This window comes from Staphylococcus sp. 11-B-312, from assembly GCF_016743055.1.
Taxonomy (GTDB): domain Bacteria; phylum Bacillota; class Bacilli; order Staphylococcales; family Staphylococcaceae; genus Staphylococcus; species Staphylococcus ureilyticus.
In genome coordinates this window covers 2132688-2154357 of sequence record NZ_CP068241.1, presented here as the reverse complement: position 1 = coordinate 2154357, position 21670 = coordinate 2132688, and the positions used below count along the sequence as shown (strand labels likewise).

The window sequence follows — 21670 nt, the reverse complement described above, 5'->3', positions numbered from 1 at the left end:
ATTCATCACATGCATCAATGTATAGCGGTAAGTTTATGTTTAGCTGATAATTGTATGACAGTTATGCATTTTTGAAAGGTCATAAACTGAAATGGAAATGGTTCAGTTTGTTGGTATGTCAAAAGGTAGCTTAATGATAGCTTGCTCATCTAAATCATAGTTACCAGAAGTGATTTTATTTAGAAAAGCAATAAAATCGTCATACTCCGCTTCTACCACGTCTATTTGATAACTCACTTTGTCTGTGTAGGTTGTGTTTCGTAAGAAGAATGATGTTTGTGCTAATTCATATTCAAATTTACCTGTAAGATCATAATCGATAGTGATTGTAGTTGGTATTGCTGAACGCAAAGCAACACGTCCTACTTCATAAATAACATCTCTCACAGCACCACTATATGCTCTTATTAAACCACCGCCGCCCAATTTTATACCACCGAAATAACGCGTAACTACGACACAAACATTGTGAACTTCTAGTTTTTTTAATATTTCAAGCATTGGTACGCCTGCAGTTCCACTTGGCTCTCCGTCATCATTTGCTTTTTGAATATTCATCTGTGCTCCAACTGTATAGGCTGAACAATTATGTGTCGCTTCACGATGTTCTGATTTTACCAAGTTGATAAAGTCTTTAGCGTCTGCTTCAGATTCAACAGGTTTGATATGGGCAATAAAGCGTGATTTGCTAATTACATTTTCTATCATATGTTCTTGCTTTATTGTTATGATTGATTCATCCATATTTAAACACTCCAGTCATAGTTTCGATCAATACCTATTATTATACACGGTTCTGAATTCAAGTTTAATGTAAAAATAAATTTTCTTTTAATATAAAATAATGTATCATAGTTGTGAGTATAATTGAGGAGGATTATGATGAAAATTGCTGTATTAACAGATTCAACGAGTTATCTATCTCAAACATTAATTGATAAATATAATATAAATATTGCCCCACTAAGTGTAACTTTTGATAACGGTGAAAATTTTGAAGAAAATGCATCTATTTCAGCAAATGAATTCTACGAAAGAATGAAAGCATCTAAAACAATTCCTACGACAAGTCAGCCGGCAATCGGTGAATTTGTAACTAAATACGAACAATTACGTGATGAAGGCTATACGGATGTCATAGGCGTTTTCCTTTCTTCAGGTATCAGTGGTACTTATCAAACAGCTACACAAGCGGGTGAAATGGTTGAAGGTATTAATGTTCATACGTTTGATTCGAAAATTTCAGCTATGGCAATGGGGAGTTTCGTATTACGAGCAATTGAATTAATTGAACAAAATGAAACACCGAACGCTATTATTAAAGAGCTTGAAGCAATGCGAGAAGTCACTGGTGCGAGATTGATGGTAGACGATTTAAAAAACTTGCAAAAAAGTGGTCGTATTACAGGAGCCCAAGCGTGGATTGGTACGATGTTAAAAATGAAACCAGTCTTAAGGTTTGAAGACGGTTTAATTTTGCCAGATGAAAAAATACGCACTAAAAAACGTGCGCTTAAAGAAATTATCAATAAAGTGATTGATATCGTTAAAGATTATGAAGAGGTTACGTTATTAGTTATAGGTGGAGATGTTCAAGAGGATACAGACTGGCTGTACAATGAATTACAAAAAAACTATCCACAATATAAAGTACACCGTTCAAATTTAGGCCCTGTGGTCGCAGCTCATTTAGGACCAGGCGGTATGGGCTTAGGTTTCACTGGTAGATCTATTCGTATAGACTAAATTATAGATTCAAAAGTCTTATTATCATTTTTAAGAAAAGTAGTATTTTTGCAAGAGATGTATAGTGAAACCAACACTTCGTTCAGTCATCGATGCCAACCATAATATGACAAATGAGTTGTTTAGCATTTAAATTACTGTACGAATAACAAATAAATCATTTATTTTATGGCGGGTCTTTGAAATTAAAGTGAAATTTAATTTTTGACTCGCTTTTTGGTTTGGAGGAAACATACAATTAAATATTATGGAAGAATGATTAATGATAAATCCTTATTAACAGATGAACGTATAAAGCAAACAACGAAAGGTGTGGTATTAGATAATGGCTATTGGACATGTGCTCAATGTCACTCACGCCGACAAACGCATTTTTACAAATATCTATCAACAGTGTTAGATAAGGAGATTGTCTACTGTAGAAATTGTATCAATATGGGTAGAATGGATAATATAACTGAAATCTATATCATAGAAAGTCAGCATGTAATGACACCTTGTCATTATCAATTACCATTCAAATTATCAGAACAACAACAATTTGCATCTGACAAAATTGTATCAGCGATTGCAGGCTTTCGTTCACTATTGCTCCATGCAGTCACAGGTGCAGGTAAAACTGAGATGATATTTGAAGGAATTAAATTTGCGCGGAACCACGGTTATAATGTCGCAATTGTATCTCCTCGAGTTGATGTTGTTTTAGAAGTCAGCATGAGGATTAAAGCAGCTTTTCACGAAGAAAAAATAGATGTATTGCACCAATCATCACAGCAACAGTATAATGGCCATTTTGTTATCGCCACAATTCATCAACTCTATCGTTTCAAACAACATTTTGATGTGATAATTGTAGATGAAGTAGATGCCTTTCCTTTACCTACAGAACCAACGTTAATACAAGCATTGCAGCATGCCTCGAAGTTAAAGCACTGTCATATATTAATGACTGCCACACCAACAAAAGCTTTAATGAAACAAATTAGCAATTTAGAAATTATTCAATTACCTGCGCGTTTTCATAGACATCCTTTACCCGTGCCTCAATTTAAATTCCTTAGAATCAATCCCAATAAAAAGCAATATAAATTATTACGATTTTTACAGCATCAAGTCAATCAACGACGATATACGCTAGTCTTTTTTAACAATATTACTTTAATGAAACAACTGTATCAGTTATATAAAGCTGAAATTCCATCTTTAACATATGTCTACAGCAATGATGTATTTCGTTTTGATAAGGTGAAACGTTTGAGAAACGGGGAACATACCGTTGTTTTCACCACTACCATTTTAGAAAGAGGCTTTACTATGGCAAAACTCGATGTTGTAATCATAAACAGTCATCAGTTTGAAACGAGTGCCATCATTCAAATATCAGGAAGAGTTGGAAGAAAAGCAGAAGCACCTACAGGAAGTGTATTTTGTATGCATGAAGGGATCACACTATCTATGATTAAAGCTCAATATCAGATAAGGAAAATGAATCAACTTGCACAAAAAAGAGGGTGGATAGATTGACTACGAAATGTTTATATTGTCACATCTATTATTCAGAAACTTTAAATGCATTTACGTTTTACAAAAAGGCTTCAAAATTGTGCGATGATTGCAATCATCTCTGGGAGGTAATGAAATTAAAGACGACGAATCGATGTGCAACATGTTTGAAGTTACGCAATGAAACTGAAATATTATGTTCGGATTGTGCCGAGTTAGCTTCGAAGTTTAAATTAATGAATAAATTGTATTGTTATTACGGATATGACGGTATTGTAAAAGAAATGATTCAACAATATAAATTTCAAAGAGATGTTGCAATCGCAGAAATAATAGCAGAAAAAGTTAAATTGCCTCATTACAAATATGATTACATTATCTCCATACCGTCTCCTTTATTTAGAGATAAAGAAAGAACATTTAACCCCGTACAACTAATATTAGACATACAAAAAGTTAAGTATCATTGTCTGCTTGCCACACACTCACATATTAAACAATCAGAATTAAGTAAACAAAAACGTATGCAACGACCCAATCCTTTTGTAATGGAACAAAGTGTGGATTTAAAAGGAAAATGTATTTTATTGATCGATGACATTTATACTACGGGCTTAACGGTTCATAATGCGGCACAGCTATTACTTGATAGAAAAATCAGAAAATTCGATGTGTTTACGTTTGCACGCTAGGTTATTCGTGGTATTATAGAAATAAGCACTATTACCAATATAGAGGTTTTAAAGGAGTCGATTACTATGATCAGATTTGAAATTCACGGAGAGAACCTCACTATTACTGATGCGATTCGCAACTATATTGAGGAGAAAATTGGTAAATTAGAACGTTACTTTAACAATGTGCCAAATGCAACTGCACACGTTAAAGTTAAAACGTACCAAAACTCAGCAACTAAAATAGAAGTAACTATTCCATTGAAAAATGTTACGCTAAGAGCGGAAGAACGTCATGATGATTTATACGCTGGTATTGATTTAATTAATAGCAAATTGGAAAGACAAGTTAGAAAATATAAAACGCGTGTAAATCGTAAAAATAGAAAAAATGACGAACAAGAAGCTTTTGCATCATTACCTGAAGAACAAGAAGCAGAAAATCTTCAAAATGATGACAATGATAGTGAAATTGAGATTATTCGTTCAAAAAATTTCAGTTTAAAACCTATGGATTCTGAAGAAGCAGTATTGCAAATGGATTTATTGGGCCATGATTTTTTCATTTTTACAGATCGTGAAACAGATGGTACGAGCATAGTTTATAAAAGAAAAGATGGCAAATATGGACTAATTGAAACAACTGAATAATTTAATTAAATTAGTATCATATTTATAAAGTAGTAGCGTCCATGATTGAGTGAAATCATGGACGCTCATTTTTTGCTGTGTTATTATGTAATAATTTGAAAGTGAACATGTATGTTGTGTATATTTTAAATGAGTCAATATTATAATTTGTATTCAAAAGCATGTAAGTAAATATAGTATAGATGGCACGATAAACGTAATAAGTGTAAATTTAGGCTTATAAATGATATTATAAATTGTTGTAAACTAAGAGTTATATAGCTAAAGGAGCGAACAGAATGGGTTTTTTATCAAAAATTGCAGATGGCAATAAAAGAGAAATAAAACGCCTTGGTAAATTAGCCGACAAAGTCCTTGCACTAGAAGAGGATATGTCGATATTAACTGATGAAGAAATTAAAGAAAAGACAAAAAATTTTCAAGCGCAAGTTCAAGCAGAAGACGATATTAAAAAGCAAAATAAAATTTTAGATGATATTTTACCAGAAGCCTTTGCATTGGTAAGAGAAGGGTCAAAACGTGTGTTCAACATGATTCCTTATAAAGTGCAAGTTATGGGTGGTATAGCCATTCATGGTGGCGACATTTCTGAAATGAGAACTGGTGAAGGTAAAACGTTAACGGCGACAATGCCAGTTTATTTAAATGCGTTAACAGGACGCGGTGTACATGTTATTACAGTCAATGAATATTTATCTAGTGTACAGAGTGAAGAAATGGCAGAATTATATGAATTTCTTGGATTAAGTGTTGGTTTGAACTTAAATAGTAAAACTACTGCAGAGAAAAGAGAAGCTTACGCATGTGATATTACTTATAGTACCAACAACGAATTAGGATTTGACTACTTACGTGATAACATGGTGAATTATGCAGAAGAACGCGTGATGAGACCACTTAATTTTGCGATTATTGATGAAGTAGATTCAATCTTAATTGATGAAGCACGTACGCCGCTTATTATTTCAGGAGAGGCGGAGAAGTCAACGTCACTTTATACGCAAGCAAATGTTTTTGCTAAAATGCTTAAAAACGAAGATGATTATAATTATGATGAAAAGACAAAAGCTGTGCAATTAACAGAACAAGGTATTGATAAAGCAGAGCGTATGTTTAAAATTGATAACCTTTACGACGTGAAAAATGTTGATATCATCAGTCATATTAATACAGCGTTACGTGCGCATGTTACGTTACAAAGAGACGTAGATTATATGGTGAACAACGGCGAAGTATTGATTGTTGACCAATTTACAGGACGTACAATGCCTGGACGTCGTTTTTCAGAAGGATTGCACCAAGCGATTGAAGCTAAAGAAGGTGTGAAAATTCAAAACGAATCCAAAACAATGGCTTCAATTACATTCCAAAACTACTTCAGAATGTATAATAAATTATCTGGTATGACAGGTACTGCAAAAACAGAAGAAGAAGAATTTAGAAATATTTACAATATGACAGTTACACAAATTCCTACGAACAGACCAGTACAACGTATTGATAAGCCAGATTTAATTTATATCAGTCAAAAAGGTAAATTTGATGCAGTTGTAGAAGATGTCATTCAAAAGCACAAACAAGGTCAACCAGTCTTATTAGGGACTGTTGCCGTTGAAACAAGTGAATATATTTCTAACTTATTGAAAAAACATGGCGTACGTCATGATGTCTTAAATGCGAAAAATCACGAACGTGAAGCGGACATTATCGCAAGTGCTGGCCAACGCGGTGCAGTGACAATAGCTACCAACATGGCTGGCCGTGGTACGGATATCAAATTAGGTGATGGTGTTGAAGAAATTGGTGGTTTAGCAGTAATTGGTACGGAGCGCCATGAATCACGTCGTATAGATGACCAATTACGTGGTCGTTCAGGTCGTCAAGGTGACAAAGGTGATAGCCGTTTCTATCTATCGTTACAAGATGAGTTAATGGTGCGCTTTGGTTCGGAACGTTTACAAAATATGATGAATCGATTGGGTATGGATGATTCAACACCAATTGAATCTAAAATGGTTTCTCGTGCTGTTGAATCAGCTCAAAAACGTGTTGAAGGTAATAACTTTGACGCTCGTAAACGTGTCCTTGAGTATGATGATGTACTGCGTAAACAACGTGAAATTATCTATAGTGAACGTAATGATATTATTGACAGCGATGAAAGTAGCGAATTAATTAACGCAATGCTACGCTCTACATTAGAAAGAAGTATTCAATATTATGTAAATGAAGAAGATGACGATCCAGACTATGAACCATTCATCAACTATGTAGAAGACGTCTTCTTGAATGAAGGTGAATTAAAAGTTGAAGATATTAATGGAAAAGATAATGATGATATTTTTGAGGTTGTATGGTCAAAAATAGAAATAGCATTAAAAGAGCAAAAAGAAAAAATTGGTAGTCAGTTTGATGAATTTGAACGTATGATTTTACTTCGCTCTATTGACACACATTGGACAGACCATATCGATACAATGGATCAATTGCGTCAAGGTATTCACTTACGTTCGTATGGACAACAAAATCCACTACGTGACTATCAAAATGAAGGTCACCAATTATTTGATACTATGATGCAAAACATTGAAGAAGACGTAAGTAAATATATTCTAAAATCAGTGATTTCCGTTGAAGATGACGTAGAACGTGATAAGACAACTGATTTTGGTAAAGCTGAGCATGTATCAGCAGAAGATGGAAAAGAAAAAGCGAAAGCAGAGCCTTATGTTAAAGATGAACATATAGGTAGAAATGACCCATGTCCTTGCGGTAGTGGTAAGAAGTATAAAAACTGTCATGGCGCTTAAGTTTATCTAATATGATACACATGTGAGACAGGATTTCACTATTTGAATTATTTTTATATGTCAGGCATCTTTTACAGTTAAATTGTAGCGTTTAACTGTGAAAGATGTTTTTTTAACATAAGCTAGCAGCGATTTGGTGCTTAAGTTGAAATTAACAGTTTATATTTTGTATCATATGTATGATAGTCTAGTAATTAATTTAGTAATTATACTTCATTCGAAAAATTTAGGAGAGATGCATAATGGAATTATCTGAAATTAAGCGTAATTTAGATGCTTATAAAGAAAAGTTAGAACAACTTAGGGGGTCTCTTTGACTTAGAAGAAAAAGAGACAAACATACAAGAATACGAAGAAATGATGGCGGATCCTTCGTTTTGGGATAATCAAGATAAAGCGCAAGACGTAATAGATAAAAATAATGCTTTAAAATCTGTTGTCAATGCGTACAGAGATTTAGAAGCAAATATAGAAGATATGGAAACGACACGAGAATTATTGTTAGAAGAAGACGATACGTCGATGAAAGACGATTTAGAAGCGAGCGTCACTCATTTTCAAAACGAATTAAACCAATTTGAACTACAATTATTGTTAGATGGGCCTTATGACGCGAATGATGCAATTATTGAATTGCATCCTGGTGCAGGTGGTACTGAATCACAAGATTGGACAAATATGTTGTTGAGAATGTATCAACGCTACTGTGAGCAAAAAGGCTTTAAAGTTGAAATCGCAGACTATTTACCTGGAGATGAAGCGGGCGTAAAAAGTGTAACAATGATTGTGAAAGGTCATAATGCATATGGTTTTTTAAAAGCCGAGAAAGGTGTACATCGACTCGTACGCATATCACCGTTTGATTCATCTGGTCGTCGACATACATCTTTTGCTTCATGTGATGTCATACCACAATTTAATAACACTGAAATAGAAGTAGAAATCAATCCTGATGATATTACTGTTGATACATTTAGAGCTTCGGGCGCAGGTGGTCAACATATCAATAAAACCGAATCTGCTATTAGAATTACCCATCATCCAACAGGTATTGTGGTAAATAACCAGAATGAACGTTCACAGATCAAAAACAGAGAGGCTGCAATGAAAACATTGAAGTCTAAACTATATCAATTAAAAATTGAGGAACAAGAACAAGAAATGGCCGAAATCCGTGGAGAACAAAAAGAAATCGGTTGGGGAAGTCAAATTAGATCTTATGTATTCCATCCATATGCAATGGTTAAAGATCATAGAACAAACGAAGAAACCGGTAAAGTCGATGCAGTCATGGATGGTGATTTAGGACCGTTTATCGAAGCTTATCTACGCAAGCAAATGAATCTGAATCATTCAGAAAAAGATTAATACTTAAATAGAACAATTATTATTCATAACTTTATGAGTGAGCTAGAAACCAATGTATAACTTATTGTTTTCTAACTTACTCATATTTTTTATAGCAGTATAAAGTAGGCAAGACTGACACGTTCATACGAAACGACTGCTTAATTTATTTCAGTAATTTTTAGATAAACTACTACTTATATGTAAAATACAAACTTAAATATTACAGTTAAAGTTAACAGATATTCAAAGGTGATTAAAACTATTGTGATAAAGATAAGAAAGCTATGATTAAAGCGTTAAAAGGGGATTCATTCAAAAATATCTTTTGCATTACAAAACGATAACAAGGGTAAAAGTATTCAGAGAATATGCTATATTATGATTGATTAAATATTGAATAAAATTAGACAGCAAAGGATTGAAATACATCATGAAGAAAGGCTTAACTTTTTCTGTAACTTCTGCAGCACTGTTTTTTGGAATGAATGGTCTAGCGTCAGCTGATCAAGTACATACAGTGAAAGAAGATACGGATTTATCAAATATAGCGCATGCATTCGCAACAACGACTCATACGATACAATCATTGAATCATATGGAATTTGTGCAGTCGGTTAAGGTTGGGCAAACGCTTGTATTACCTGACGAAGATATTGTAGAAGTTAAAGAAGGCGATACACTTCAAAGTATTGCGAATAAACATCACCTCAGTTTAAATGAACTTTATCAATTAAATCCATTCATTACTGAAACAATTTATCCTGGGCAACTCATTGCAGTTTCTGAAAAAGGATCGTCACATTTAGACAACCAACTACAGAGTGCATACGTACAAAGTGACTCGAATAATGATCCATTCACAACAGTGGTGACAACTGAAAACAGTAATGCTTTCACAAGATTAGCGAACGATTATATACCAGTAAAGCAGCAATCTTGGTCAAATAACAGTGTTGATGCGCGCAATACCACTTCAAATAGTCACAACCTTCACAATAATAGCTATCAATCAAAACACTATGTAGCCGGTGGGCAGAATTATTATGCCTGGGGGCAGTGTACATACTATGCTTTTGATAGACGTCAACAACTTGGTAAATCTATAGGCAATTTATGGGGCAATGCTAATAACTGGGCATCGGCTGCGCGTCAAAATGGTTATGTGGTTAATGCTACACCTGAAGTAGGTGCTATTTTACAGAGTAGCGCTGGAAATTATGGTCATGTAGGGATTGTAGAACGTCAAAACAGTGATGGCTCCATTTTAGTTTCAGAGATGAACATGCAAGGCTTGGGACAAAAATCCTATAGAACGATTTACAATTCAGGACAATATAATTATATTCATTAAAAAATAAAAACTTATATCTAGCAGTTTCATCTGAAATTGTAACAATATTCTTAATGTATAGCCCGGGACATAAACATGTCTCGGGCTTATTATCTTAAAGGTCCTGCATACAGTCTAAACGCCTCAGAGTCAGTATTTTTCACACTTAATATACTTTTCACTAAAATTTATTACAGTCTTATTATTTTTGAATTTTGTAAAATGAGTAAAACTTGAAAGACAAAAAAGTAAGTTATATTTTAAAATTAGAACGATTTGATGATATTTAACGGCATTAAAAAGACATTTTACATATGGAATGATATTATAAAATCAAGTATAATCAATCATTAAATAAATGAGGAGGCGCTATCATGGGAGTACATCAATATTTTAAACGTTTATCAGACTTAGAAAAATTAATACGATTGCCTGGGAAATTTAAATATTTTGAGCATAATGTTGCTGCACATTCTTTTAAAGTGACTAAAATTGCTCAGTATTTAGGTACAGTAGAAGAATATCACGGCAATAAAGTAGATTGGAAAAGCTTATACGAAAAAGCCTTAAACCATGATTTCGCCGAAATTTTTACAGGGGATATTAAAACGCCAGTCAAATATGCGAGTGGAGAATTAAAAAAATTATTCTCACAAGTAGAAGAAGAAATGGTAGATCATTTTATAAACGAAGAAATACCAGAGCAATATCAATCCATATACCGAGAGCGACTGCAAGAAGGAAAAGACGATTCGTTAGAAGGTCAAATCTTATCAGTTGCTGATAAAATTGATTTGTTATATGAAACATTTGGTGAAATTCAAAAACGTAATCCTGAACCACTATTTTTTGAAATATACGAAATGTCATTAGAAACAATCATGCAATTTGATCATTTGAATTCAGTACAAGATTTTATAGAAAATATTATTCCTGAAATGCTTACAGAGAGATTTATACCGAAATCGGAATTACGAGAAACAACGATGTCTATTTTAAATAATAGGAACGGGTGACATGAATGATCTGGTATATACTTGCATCTTTTTTTCCATGCATACTTGTCGTATTGTTTAGCGTACTGACTAGAAGTAAATGGGTAGGTACGATTTTAACTTTGATTTTAATAGGTACTTCAATTGAAAAAGGATTTTTTCATGATGAATGGATTATTTTTATAGACGTTGCTTCGCTATTAGCAGGTTACTTAATTATTGACCAACTAGAACTCCATAAAAAAGAAGATGATTAAGTATTAAGCGTTAAGCAACTTAATTGTAATAGCATGATGAAAGATATATAATTATTTAACTTCATTTTATCTGAATAAAAATTTATGAACGCAAACAAACATGGTATTATACTGTGTTTGTTTTTATTTAGTGAAATATCATTTTTGCGAACAAATGTTTGTATTAAAGGTAATAAATCTGTTAAAATGTAAACTGTTAATAGTATACTTAAGTAAAATATAGTTACAGCCACTATAGTAAGTCGCGTATTAAATGAGATATTTAAACTATGTTCGAACGGATAGAAATATAATAGGAGGCATGTGTCATTATGGAACACTACCCATTTAAATTACAATCGAATTTTGATCCTAAAGGGGATCAACCTGAAGCGATTCGACAAATTGTAGATGGTGTGAATGCGGGTAAGAGACATCAGACTTTACTTGGAGCTACGGGTACAGGTAAGACATTTACAATGAGTAATGTGATTCAACAAGTTGGTAAACCGACTTTAATCATCGCCCATAACAAAACGTTAGCAGGACAATTATATAGTGAATTTAAAGAATTCTTTCCTGAAAATAGAGTCGAGTATTTTGTCAGTTACTACGATTATTATCAACCAGAGGCGTATGTACCATCAACTGACACATTTATTGAAAAAGATGCGTCAATTAATGATGAAATTGACCAATTGCGTCACTCTGCGACAAGTGCACTATTTGAAAGAGATGACGTTATTATCATAGCTAGTGTGAGCTGTATCTATGGTTTAGGTAATCCAGAAGAATATCGGGACTTAGTGGTTAGTGTTCGTGTAGGTATGGAAATGGACAGAAGCGAGTTACTTAAAAAATTAGTAGATGTGCAATACACAAGAAATGATATAGATTTCAGACGTGGTACGTTCCGAGTTAGAGGAGATGTTGTAGAAATATTTCCTGCCTCTCGTGAAGAAATGTGTATTCGCGTTGAATTTTTCGGAGATGAAATAGATAGAATACGTGAGGTTAATTACTTAACTGGAGAAGTGTTGAGAGAGCGCGATCATTTTGCTATTTTCCCAGCTTCTCACTTCGTTACACGAGAAGAAAAAATGAAATCTGCCATCCAACGTATTGAAAATGAACTTGAAGAACGATTATCAGAATTGCGTTCTGAGAATAAATTGCTTGAAGCTCAGCGCTTAGAACAAAGAACGAATTATGATTTGGAAATGATGAGAGAGATGGGATTTTGTTCAGGTATTGAAAATTATTCTGTACATTTGACACTTAGACCCATGGGTTCCACGCCTTATACATTGCTTGATTATTTTGGAGATGACTGGCTTGTGATGATTGATGAGTCACATGTGACATTACCACAAATTAGAGGTATGTATAATGGTGACCGTGCGCGTAAACAAGTGCTTGTGGATCATGGATTTAGGCTACCAAGTGCTTTAGACAATAGACCGTTAAAATTTGAAGAATTTGAAGAAAAAACGAAACAACTCGTATATGTATCTGCTACACCAGGACCTTATGAATTAGAACATACAGATGAAATGGTGGAGCAAATCATTCGTCCAACAGGATTATTAGATCCTAAAATTGAAGTGAGACCTACAGAAAATCAAATTGATGATCTGCTTGGCGAAATACAAACGCGTATTGAACGAAATGAACGTGTTTTAGTAACGACATTGACTAAAAAGATGAGTGAAGACTTAACCACGTATATGAAAGAAGCAGGAATTAAAGTGAATTATTTACATTCAGAAATTAAAACTTTAGAGCGAATTGAAATTATTCGAGATTTACGTGTGGGTACCTACGATGTGATCGTTGGTATTAACTTATTAAGAGAGGGTATTGATATACCAGAAGTATCACTAGTCGTTATTTTAGATGCAGATAAAGAAGGTTTCTTACGCTCTCAGAGATCACTTGTCCAAACAGTAGGTCGTGCAGCCCGTAATAGTGGTGGTGAAGTGATTATGTATGGTGATAAAATTACGGATTCAATGCGCTATGCACTTGATGAAACAGAGCGTCGTAGATCGATTCAACAAGCATATAATGAAAAGTATAATATTACACCAACTACTATTAACAAAAAAATTCATGATGTAATCAGTGCTACTGTTGAAACAGATGAAACAAACGAAGCAAAACGTACGGAAGTACCTAAGAAAATGACGAAAAAAGAGCGTGAGAAAACGATTGATAATATAGAAAAAGAAATGAAGCAAGCAGCTAAAGACTTAGACTTTGAAAAAGCAACTGAACTCAGAGATATGTTGTTTGAATTAAAAGCAGAAGGGTGACGAAAATGAAACAACCATCCATTGTAGTTAAAGGGGCACGTGCCCATAATTTAAAAGATGTTGATATTGAAATACCTAAAAATAAACTTATAGTTATGACAGGTTTATCTGGATCAGGCAAATCTTCATTGGCTTTTGATACGATTTATGCAGAAGGTCAACGTAGATATGTAGAGTCATTAAGTGCTTATGCAAGACAGTTTTTAGGACAAATGGACAAGCCAGATGTCGATACGATTGAAGGTTTATCTCCTGCGATTTCAATAGACCAAAAAACAACGAGTAAAAACCCAAGATCTACAGTTGCAACAGTTACTGAAATTTATGATTATATTCGTCTGTTATATGCGCGTGTTGGGAAGCCATTTTGCCCAAATCATGGTATCGAAATTGAATCTCAAACTGTGCAACAAATGGTCGATCAAGTTTTACAACTTGAAGAGCGTAGTAAGATTCAATTACTGGCGCCTGTAGTAACTCATAGAAAAGGTGCGCACGAAAAATTAATTGATGATATTAGTAAAAAGGGATATGTACGTGTGCGTGTTGATGGCGAAATTACTGATGTTAATGAAGTGCCGAATTTAGATAAAAATAAGAATCATACGATAGAAGTTGTCATAGATCGCCTTGTAATCAAAGAAGGTATTGAAACACGTCTAGCAGATTCTATAGAAACGGCGTTGCAATTAGCTGAAGGTAACTTAATCGTAGATATTATTGGTGGCGATGAGTTAAAATTTTCCGAAAATCATGCTTGTCCCATTTGCGGATTCTCAATCGGAGAATTAGAACCACGAATGTTTAGCTTTAACAGCCCATTCGGTGCTTGTCCAACTTGTGATGGTTTAGGACAAAAACTGATGGTCGATTTAGACTTAGTCGTTCCTGATAAAGAAAAATCATTGAATGAAGGTGCAATCGTTGCCTGGGAATCATCAAGTTCAGACTTTTATCCAACATTATTAAATCGTGTTTGTGAAGTCTATAAAATAAATATGGACAAACCATTCAAAAAATTAACTGAACGTCAAAAGGATATTATTCTTTATGGTTCCAAAGATAAAGAAATTGAATTTACATTCAAGCAACGAAATGGCCAAACGAGAAAACGTACAATGGCGTTTGAAGGTGTGATTAATAATATCAATAGACGTTATCATGATTCTCCTTCAGAACTTGTAAGAGAAATGATGAGCAAATACATGACAGAACTCACTTGTGAAACTTGCCACGGTAAACGATTAAGCCGTGAAGCCTTATCAGTATATGTGGATGGGAAAAACATTGGTGAAGTAGTAGAACGTTCAATTAAAGATGCATTATATAACTATGAACATATCACATTGTCAGAACAAGACAGAAAAATTGCCAATCAAATTCTAAAAGAGATTAATTCGAGATTAGAATTTTTATATAACGTAGGTTTAGAGTACTTAACCTTAAATCGTGCATCTGGCTCTTTATCAGGTGGTGAGGCGCAACGCATACGTTTGGCAACTCAGATTGGTTCTAGGCTTTCTGGTGTATTATATGTTTTAGATGAACCTTCTATAGGCTTGCATCAACGTGATAATGATCGGTTAATTAGCACATTAAAAGAAATGCGCGATCTAGGTAACACTTTAATCGTTGTTGAACATGATGATGATACGATGCGTGCTGCAGATTACTTAGTAGACGTAGGACCAGGTGCTGGTGAACACGGTGGTGAAATTGTTGCTAGTGGTACGCCTAAACAAGTTATGGCAAATACAAATTCATTAACAGGTCAATATTTGAGTGGTAAGAAAAAAATTGAGGTGCCAGAATCACGTCGTGAAGTTACGGATAGAAAGATTAGTGTTAAAGGTGCACGAAGTAATAATTTGAAAGATGTTAGTGTAGACTTTCCGCTTTCAACGATGAATGTTGTTACAGGTGTGTCTGGTTCTGGTAAAAGTACATTAGTCAATGAAGTATTGTATAAGTCATTAGCTAAGAAGATTAATAAATCTAAAGTCAAACCAGGAGATTATGATGAAATTAACGGTATAGACCAACTTGATCGTATTATTGATATTGATCAATCGCCGATTGGTAGAACCCCACGTTCTAATCCAGCAACCTATACTGGTGTTTTTGATAATATACGAGATATTTTTGCACAAACGAATGAAGCAAAAGTGAGAGGTTATTCTAAAGGTCGCTTTAGTTTTAATGTTAAAGGTGGTCGTTGTGAAGCGTGTAAAGGTGACGGTATCATTAAAATAGAAATGCACTTTTTACCAGATGTTTATGTGCCTTGTGAAGTTTGTGGTGGTACTAGATACAATCGTGAAACGCTTGAAGTAACATACAAAGGTCAAAACATTGCAGATGTCTTGGCTATGACTGCCGAAGAAGCAACAAACTTTTTTGAAAATGTGCCTAAAATACATCGTAAATTGAAAACATTAGTTGATGTTGGTTTAGGTTATGTTACTTTAGGACAACCGGCTACGACATTATCTGGTGGTGAAGCACAACGTGTTAAACTTGCTTCAGAATTGCATAAACGCTCTACAGGTCGTTCTATCTATATCCTAGATGAACCAACCACTGGTTTGCATGTTGATGATATTAGTCGATTATTAAAAGTACTAAATAAATTGGTTGATAATGGTGACACAGTTGTTATCATTGAGCACAATTTAGACGTTATAAAAATGGCTGATCACATTATTGATTTAGGTCCAGAAGGCGGTGATGGTGGTGGCACAATTGTTGCAACAGGCACACCAGAAGATATCGCAAAAGTGAAGGGCAGCTATACTGGTCAATATTTAAAACCAGTTTTAGAAAGAGATACTGTTCAAGCATAACGTTATATTGAATAAACTTTGTAATAACATATAAAATATTAGTTACTCCATACAAGTAGACATCATCATATGTCAGAATGTATGGAGTATTTTTTGATACCTAATATTTTAATTTATTTAGACATGTTGGGTGGTCAACGCAATAATTTAAAATGATTTAAAATAAATTAAATGTTTAAATCAGTAACAGTAATTTCATTCATAAATAATATAAGGTATGATGTTTACGATGGGATTTATTTTGGACTTCTGTACTTTTTTATATAGATTATCAGTCCTTTTTGATATGATAATGACATATGTAATTTCAGGAGAAATATTAATAGAGGTGAACCTATGTTAACAACAAAGAGTTTAATTGAACGCTTTAACCTTGAGCTTATAGCTGGAGAGTCAGGCTTAAATAAACAAATAAAAAACACAGATATATCAAGACCAGGATTAGAAATGGCTGGATATTTTTCTCACTATGCATCCGACCGCATTCAATTGTTAGGGACAACAGAGTTGTCATTTTATAACCTACTACCTGATGAAGAGCGCAAAGGACGTATGAAAAAATTATGCCGGCCAGAAACACCAGCCATTATTGTGACAAGAGATTTAGAACCGCCAGAAGAGCTTGTAGCATCAGCTAAAGAGTTTGATACACCGCTTATCACATCAACAGTTGCAACAACGCAATTAATGAGTCGTTTAACGACTTTCTTAGAACATGAGCTGGCAAGAACAACTTCATTGCACGGTGTGTTGGTAGATGTGTATGGTGTCGGTGTGCTTATAACAGGAGACTCAGGTATTGGTAAAAGTGAAACAGCACTTGAATTAATCAAGCGTGGTCACAGACTTGTCGCGGATGACAACGTAGAAATTAGAGAAATAAGTAAAGATGAATTGATTGGTAGGCCACCTAAATTAATAGAGCATTTATTAGAAATTAGAGGGTTAGGTATTATTAATGTCATGACACTGTTTGGTGCAGGTTCCATTTTGACTGAAAAGCGTTTACGTTTAAATATTCATTTGGAAAATTGGCATAAAGATAAATTGTATGACCGTGTTGGCTTGAATGAGGAAACATTGCGCATCTTAGATACTGAGATTACTAAAAAGACGATACCGGTTAGACCAGGTCGTAACGTAGCAGTGATTATTGAAGTTGCAGCCATGAACTACAGACTTAATATTATGGGCATTAACACTGCAGAAGAATTCAATGAACGCTTAAATGCTGAAATTATGCGTAACGGTAGCAACAATAAGGAGAATCAATGATGTTATTGAATTATATTGATCCAATCGCATTTGAGCTTGGTCCTATTTCGGTTCATTGGTATGGCATTATCATCGCCGTAGGTATACTATTAGGATATTTTATCGCTCAAGAAAGTGTTAAACGCATAGGTTTTGATAAAGATATATTGATTGATATCATCTTTTGGAGTGCGATTTTTGGTTTTATCGCAGCCAGAATCTATTTTGTTATTTTTCAATGGCCATACTATGCACAACATCCAGTAGAAATACCAATGATTTGGTATGGTGGTATCGCTATCCACGGTGGTCTAATTGGTGGTTTTATCACAGGTATTTTCGTGTGTAAACAAAAAAATATCAATCCATTTCAAATTGGTGATGTGATTGCGCCAAGTTTGATTTTAGGACAAGGTATTGGTCGATGGGGTAACTTTATGAATCATGAAGCCCATGGTGGTCCTGTGTCTAAATCATTTTTAGAAAATATCCATATACCGGACTTTATTATTGACAATATGTATATTGATGGCCAATACTACCAACCGACGTTTTTATACGAATCTATATGGGATATTCTAGGATTTGTTATATTAATCTCATTAAGAAAACACTTACGTATAGGTGATACTTTCGCACTATATCTTATCTGGTATTCTATAGGTAGATTCTTTGTAGAAGGTTTGCGCACAGATAGTTTAATGCTCACTGGAGATATACGTGTTGCTCAACTGATGTCTGTCGTGCTTATAGTTGCTGGAATTGTCCTTATGATAGTTAGAAGATTGAAATATAATGCACCACGATATAAAGATGTTGGCCCTTTAACATGGTCAAAGCAAAAGGTGAAGTGATAGAATATAATGCGTGACTTAAAAAAGTTAAAAGTTGACGGTGAAAATCCGTTGTGGCATATGTATCGTTATATAAGCCGCGTCAAAATGTTTAAGCAAACAGTGATTGTTGAAGTTTGTCGCTACTTACCTAATGTGAAATTAAAGCATTGGATGTATCGCAATTTATTAAATATGAATATAGGTAGACATAGTGCATTTGCATTTAAAGTCGTACCTGATTTATTGCATCCTGAATATATCACGATTGGTGAAAACTGTGTCATAGGTTATAATACAACTATTTTGACGCATGAATTTTTAGTAGATGAATTTCGAACAGGGCATGTTGATATTGGAAATCATACGTTAATCGGAGCCAATGTAACCATTTTGCCTGGTGTAAAAATTGGGGATTATGTGAAAGTTGGTGCTGGTACTGTAGTATCTAGAGATATCCCAAATCACACATTGGCGTACGGAAATCCAATGCAACTGAAACAATGACTAAATACAGGAGGTGAACATGGATGGCGCAAAACAACAATAAAATTATTTCAATGAAGCTTGACAGTCCTTTTTATAGGAAATTAGCGGACCAAAAATATCAACAACAAGATTATAAAAAGGCAGCAGAATACTATGAAAAAGTGCTTGAAATGTCACCCCAGGAATTTGATGTTTTTGAAATTAAAGTAAAATTATCAGAGTGTCTCGCACATCTTGGTTATAACAATAGAGCAGAACATATTTTTTATGAAATGATTGCAAAGCAAGAATCAGTCATGGATAGTTACTATCAACTCAGTCAACTGAATATTACACTAAATGAAGCAAATAAAGCCTTTTTATTTGGAATGAATTACGTCATTTTAGCAGAAGATGATGATTACCAAGAAGAGCTAGAAGAAATGTTTGAAGTTACTTATAACTCAGAAGAAAAGATTGAGATTGAATGTCAATTATTTGCTGTTCAACTCATTTTTCAATATTTATTCTCACAAGGTAGACTACCTGAAGCAAGAAATTTTATTTTGAATCAAAATGAAGCGATTCAAGATCATCGAGTGGTTAGAAATTTATTAGCTATGTGTTACCTTTATCTCAATGAATATGATACTGCTAAAGTAATGTTTGAACGTTTGCTTAATGAGGACAATACCGATGTACATGCGCTTTGCCATTACACATTATTATTGTATAACACTAATGAACAAGAAAAGTATCAACGGTATTTAAATATTTTAAGTAAAGTTGTACCTATGAATGATGATGAATCATTCAAATTAGGTATTGTCCTATGTTATTTAAAACAATATGAAGCTTCCCAAAAATTGTTACAACCTCTTTATAGAAAAGGGAAATTTCTTTCTATACAAATGTATAATGCGTTGAGCCATAATCATTATCATCTCAATCATATTGAAGATAGCAAATTTTTTTGGTCCAAGTTACAAGAAATATCTAAGGTAGATGTAGGTTATGCACCTTGGGTCATTGAACAAAGCAAGTCGTACTTTAACGAGCAAGTGTTACCACTATTATTAAGTGATGATAGTCATCATAGGTTATACGGGATTTTCTTGTTAAATCAATTAAAGGGTCGTGAAGTACTACTCACACAAGATATATGGGCTGTCTTAGAAGATATGAATGATTATGAAAAACTATATTTAACTTATCTTATTCAAGGTTTACAGTTAAATAAGTTAGATTTCATTCATAGAGGCATGTTAATGTTGTATAATATTGAATATTTGAAAAATAACGCAGAATTATTTATTGTATGGATTGATAAAGCAGAGGCAATTATAGCAGAACAAGCAGATTTAACATATGTAGATGATTATGTGGCAGCTTTTGTTTATATGTATTATCGTAGTATGGATGCTAAGATTACGAAGCAACAAGTATTGGAATGGTTTGATATAACAGCTTATCGTTTGAATAAAACGATAGATTATTTGGTAAGCATATAATTTTATGAAATGCAAGAAATCGTATATAATGCGTATAATGAATTAATAAACAGGAGGCAATTTAAATGGCTGAACAAGTGGATTTTGATGTTGCAATTGTAGGCGCAGGACCAGCTGGTATGACTGCTGCCGTATATGCATCGCGTGCAAACTTAAGTACTGTAATGATTGAACGTGGTATGCCAGGTGGACAAATGGCAAATACAGAAGAAGTTGAAAATTTCCCAGGTTTTGAAATGATAACAGGGCCAGATTTATCAACTAAAATGTTTGAACATGCTAAAAAATTTGGTGCAAAATATCAATATGGTGATATCAAATCAATAGAAGATAAAGGTCAATACAAAGTTATAAATCTTGGAAACAGTGAAATTACTGCACGAGCTGTGATTATATCTACTGGTGCTGAATATAAAAAAATTGGTGTGCCAGGTGAACAAGAATTAGGCGGTCGCGGTGTAAGTTATTGTGCAGTATGTGATGGTGCATTCTTCAAAAACAAAAAATTATTTGTCATCGGTGGTGGAGATTCAGCAGTTGAGGAAGGTACATTCCTTACAAAATTTGCTGATAGTGTAACAATCGTACACCGTAGAGATGAACTACGTGCGCAAAAAATCTTACAAGATCGTGCATTTAAAAACGATAAAATCGATTTTATTTGGAGCCATACTCTAAAAACAATCAATGAAAAAGACGGCAAAGTTGGTTCAGTTACTTTAGAATCTACTAAAGATGGTGCTGAACAAACATTAGATGCTGATGGTGTTTTCGTATACATTGGTATGAAACCACTAACAGCACCATTTGAAAATTTAGGCATTACAAATGAAGTAGGTTATATTGTTACTAATGAAGATATGAGTACGAAAATACCAGGCGTATATGCTGCTGGTGACGTACGTGCAAAAGGTCTACGTCAAATCGTAACTGCAACAGGCGATGGCAGTATTGCAGCACAAAGTGCAATTTCATATATTGAAGAATTAAAAGATGTTATAGAAGCATAGGCATAAAAGCGTTATTTACTGTAATTAATTAAATAATAACGAGATTCAGACAGAGCTAGAATGTACCAACCTTACACGAAGCATGTAGGTTGAGCATTCTAGCTTTTTTACATAATCGCATTTTAAGGTTGAAGTATTCGC

At 34.0% G+C, this 21670-nt stretch carries 17 protein-coding genes; 16 read left to right on the top strand and 1 reads right to left on the bottom strand.

Going from position 1 to position 21670, the window contains the following annotated elements; genetic code table 11:
• Positions 1-102 precede the first annotated feature (102 nt).
• Complete coding sequence (locus tag JG554_RS10415; RefSeq protein ID WP_046207424.1) at positions 103-744, bottom strand: YigZ family protein; 642 nt, start codon at positions 742-744, stop codon at positions 103-105.
• 138 nt (positions 745-882) lie between these two features.
• Here JG554_RS10415 and fakB1 point away from each other — a divergent pair, with 138 nt between their 5' ends.
• The 16 genes from fakB1 to trxB all read left to right on the top strand — a co-directional run bounded on the left by fakB1 (position 883) and on the right by trxB (position 21529).
• Positions 883-1746 carry a fatty acid kinase binding subunit FakB1 gene (gene fakB1, locus JG554_RS10410; protein WP_064209507.1) on the top strand — a complete coding sequence of 288 codons (864 nt, stop codon included), beginning with the start codon at positions 883-885 and terminating at the stop codon, positions 1744-1746.
• 255 nt (positions 1747-2001) lie between these two features.
• The gene (locus JG554_RS10405; RefSeq protein WP_107360124.1) at positions 2002-3270 is read left to right on the top strand and encodes a DEAD/DEAH box helicase family protein; all 1269 of its coding nucleotides are present in this window, start codon (positions 2002-2004) and stop codon (positions 3268-3270) included.
• A 110-nt stretch (positions 3271-3380) separates the two neighbouring features.
• Positions 3381-3941: a ComF family protein gene (locus JG554_RS10400; RefSeq protein ID WP_238394763.1), complete on the top strand. Its 561-nt coding sequence runs from the start codon at positions 3381-3383 to the stop codon at positions 3939-3941.
• Between the two features lie 66 nt (positions 3942-4007).
• Positions 4008-4574 (top strand): ribosome hibernation-promoting factor, HPF/YfiA family, encoded by a 567-nt coding sequence (hpf, locus tag JG554_RS10395; protein ID WP_046207428.1) that lies wholly within the window; start codon positions 4008-4010, stop codon positions 4572-4574.
• 278 nt (positions 4575-4852) lie between these two features.
• A complete protein-coding gene (secA, locus tag JG554_RS10390; RefSeq protein WP_046207429.1) occupies positions 4853-7384 on the top strand; it encodes a preprotein translocase subunit SecA in 2532 nt (843 codons plus the stop codon).
• A 242-nt stretch (positions 7385-7626) separates the two neighbouring features.
• Positions 7627-8752, top strand: a protein-coding gene (gene prfB / locus JG554_RS10385) for a peptide chain release factor 2 (RefSeq protein WP_107360125.1) whose coding sequence is annotated in 2 segments (ribosomal slippage) — positions 7627-7698 and positions 7700-8752 — 1125 coding nt in all. Because the reading frame shifts where the segments join, the coding sequence is not laid out codon by codon here.
• A 412-nt stretch (positions 8753-9164) separates the two neighbouring features.
• Complete coding sequence (locus tag JG554_RS10380) at positions 9165-10085, top strand: COG3942 and LysM peptidoglycan-binding domain-containing protein (RefSeq protein ID WP_107360126.1); 921 nt, start codon at positions 9165-9167, stop codon at positions 10083-10085.
• A 353-nt stretch (positions 10086-10438) separates the two neighbouring features.
• Positions 10439-11080, top strand: a complete 642-nt coding sequence (locus JG554_RS10375; protein ID WP_019469491.1) for a YfbR-like 5'-deoxynucleotidase — start codon at positions 10439-10441, stop codon at positions 11078-11080.
• A gap of 5 nt (positions 11081-11085) precedes the next feature.
• Positions 11086-11316, top strand: a complete 231-nt coding sequence (locus JG554_RS10370; protein WP_019469490.1) for a CsbA family protein — start codon at positions 11086-11088, stop codon at positions 11314-11316.
• Between the two features lie 308 nt (positions 11317-11624).
• On the top strand, positions 11625-13610 hold the full coding sequence (uvrB, locus tag JG554_RS10365; protein ID WP_176745312.1) for an excinuclease ABC subunit UvrB: 1986 nt from the start codon (positions 11625-11627) through the stop codon (positions 13608-13610).
• 5 nt (positions 13611-13615) lie between these two features.
• Positions 13616-16453: an excinuclease ABC subunit UvrA gene (gene uvrA / locus JG554_RS10360; protein WP_070039117.1), complete on the top strand. Its 2838-nt coding sequence runs from the start codon at positions 13616-13618 to the stop codon at positions 16451-16453.
• Between the two features lie 336 nt (positions 16454-16789).
• Positions 16790-17728 carry an HPr(Ser) kinase/phosphatase gene (hprK, locus tag JG554_RS10355; RefSeq protein WP_046207434.1) on the top strand — a complete coding sequence of 313 codons (939 nt, stop codon included), beginning with the start codon at positions 16790-16792 and terminating at the stop codon, positions 17726-17728.
• Positions 17725-18561, top strand: coding sequence for a prolipoprotein diacylglyceryl transferase (gene lgt / locus JG554_RS10350; RefSeq protein ID WP_107360127.1), 837 nt, complete (start codon positions 17725-17727; stop codon positions 18559-18561). Before hprK ends, lgt begins: the two co-directional genes overlap by 4 nt.
• Positions 18562-18570: 9 nt before the next feature.
• Positions 18571-19047 carry an acyltransferase gene (locus JG554_RS10345; RefSeq protein WP_064209499.1) on the top strand — a complete coding sequence of 159 codons (477 nt, stop codon included), beginning with the start codon at positions 18571-18573 and terminating at the stop codon, positions 19045-19047.
• 23 nt (positions 19048-19070) lie between these two features.
• On the top strand, positions 19071-20519 hold the full coding sequence (locus tag JG554_RS10340; RefSeq protein WP_046207437.1) for a tetratricopeptide repeat protein: 1449 nt from the start codon (positions 19071-19073) through the stop codon (positions 20517-20519).
• A 65-nt stretch (positions 20520-20584) separates the two neighbouring features.
• Positions 20585-21529 (top strand): thioredoxin-disulfide reductase, encoded by a 945-nt coding sequence (gene trxB, locus JG554_RS10335; protein WP_046207438.1) that lies wholly within the window; start codon positions 20585-20587, stop codon positions 21527-21529.
• The last annotated feature ends 141 nt before the right edge of the window (positions 21530-21670 follow it).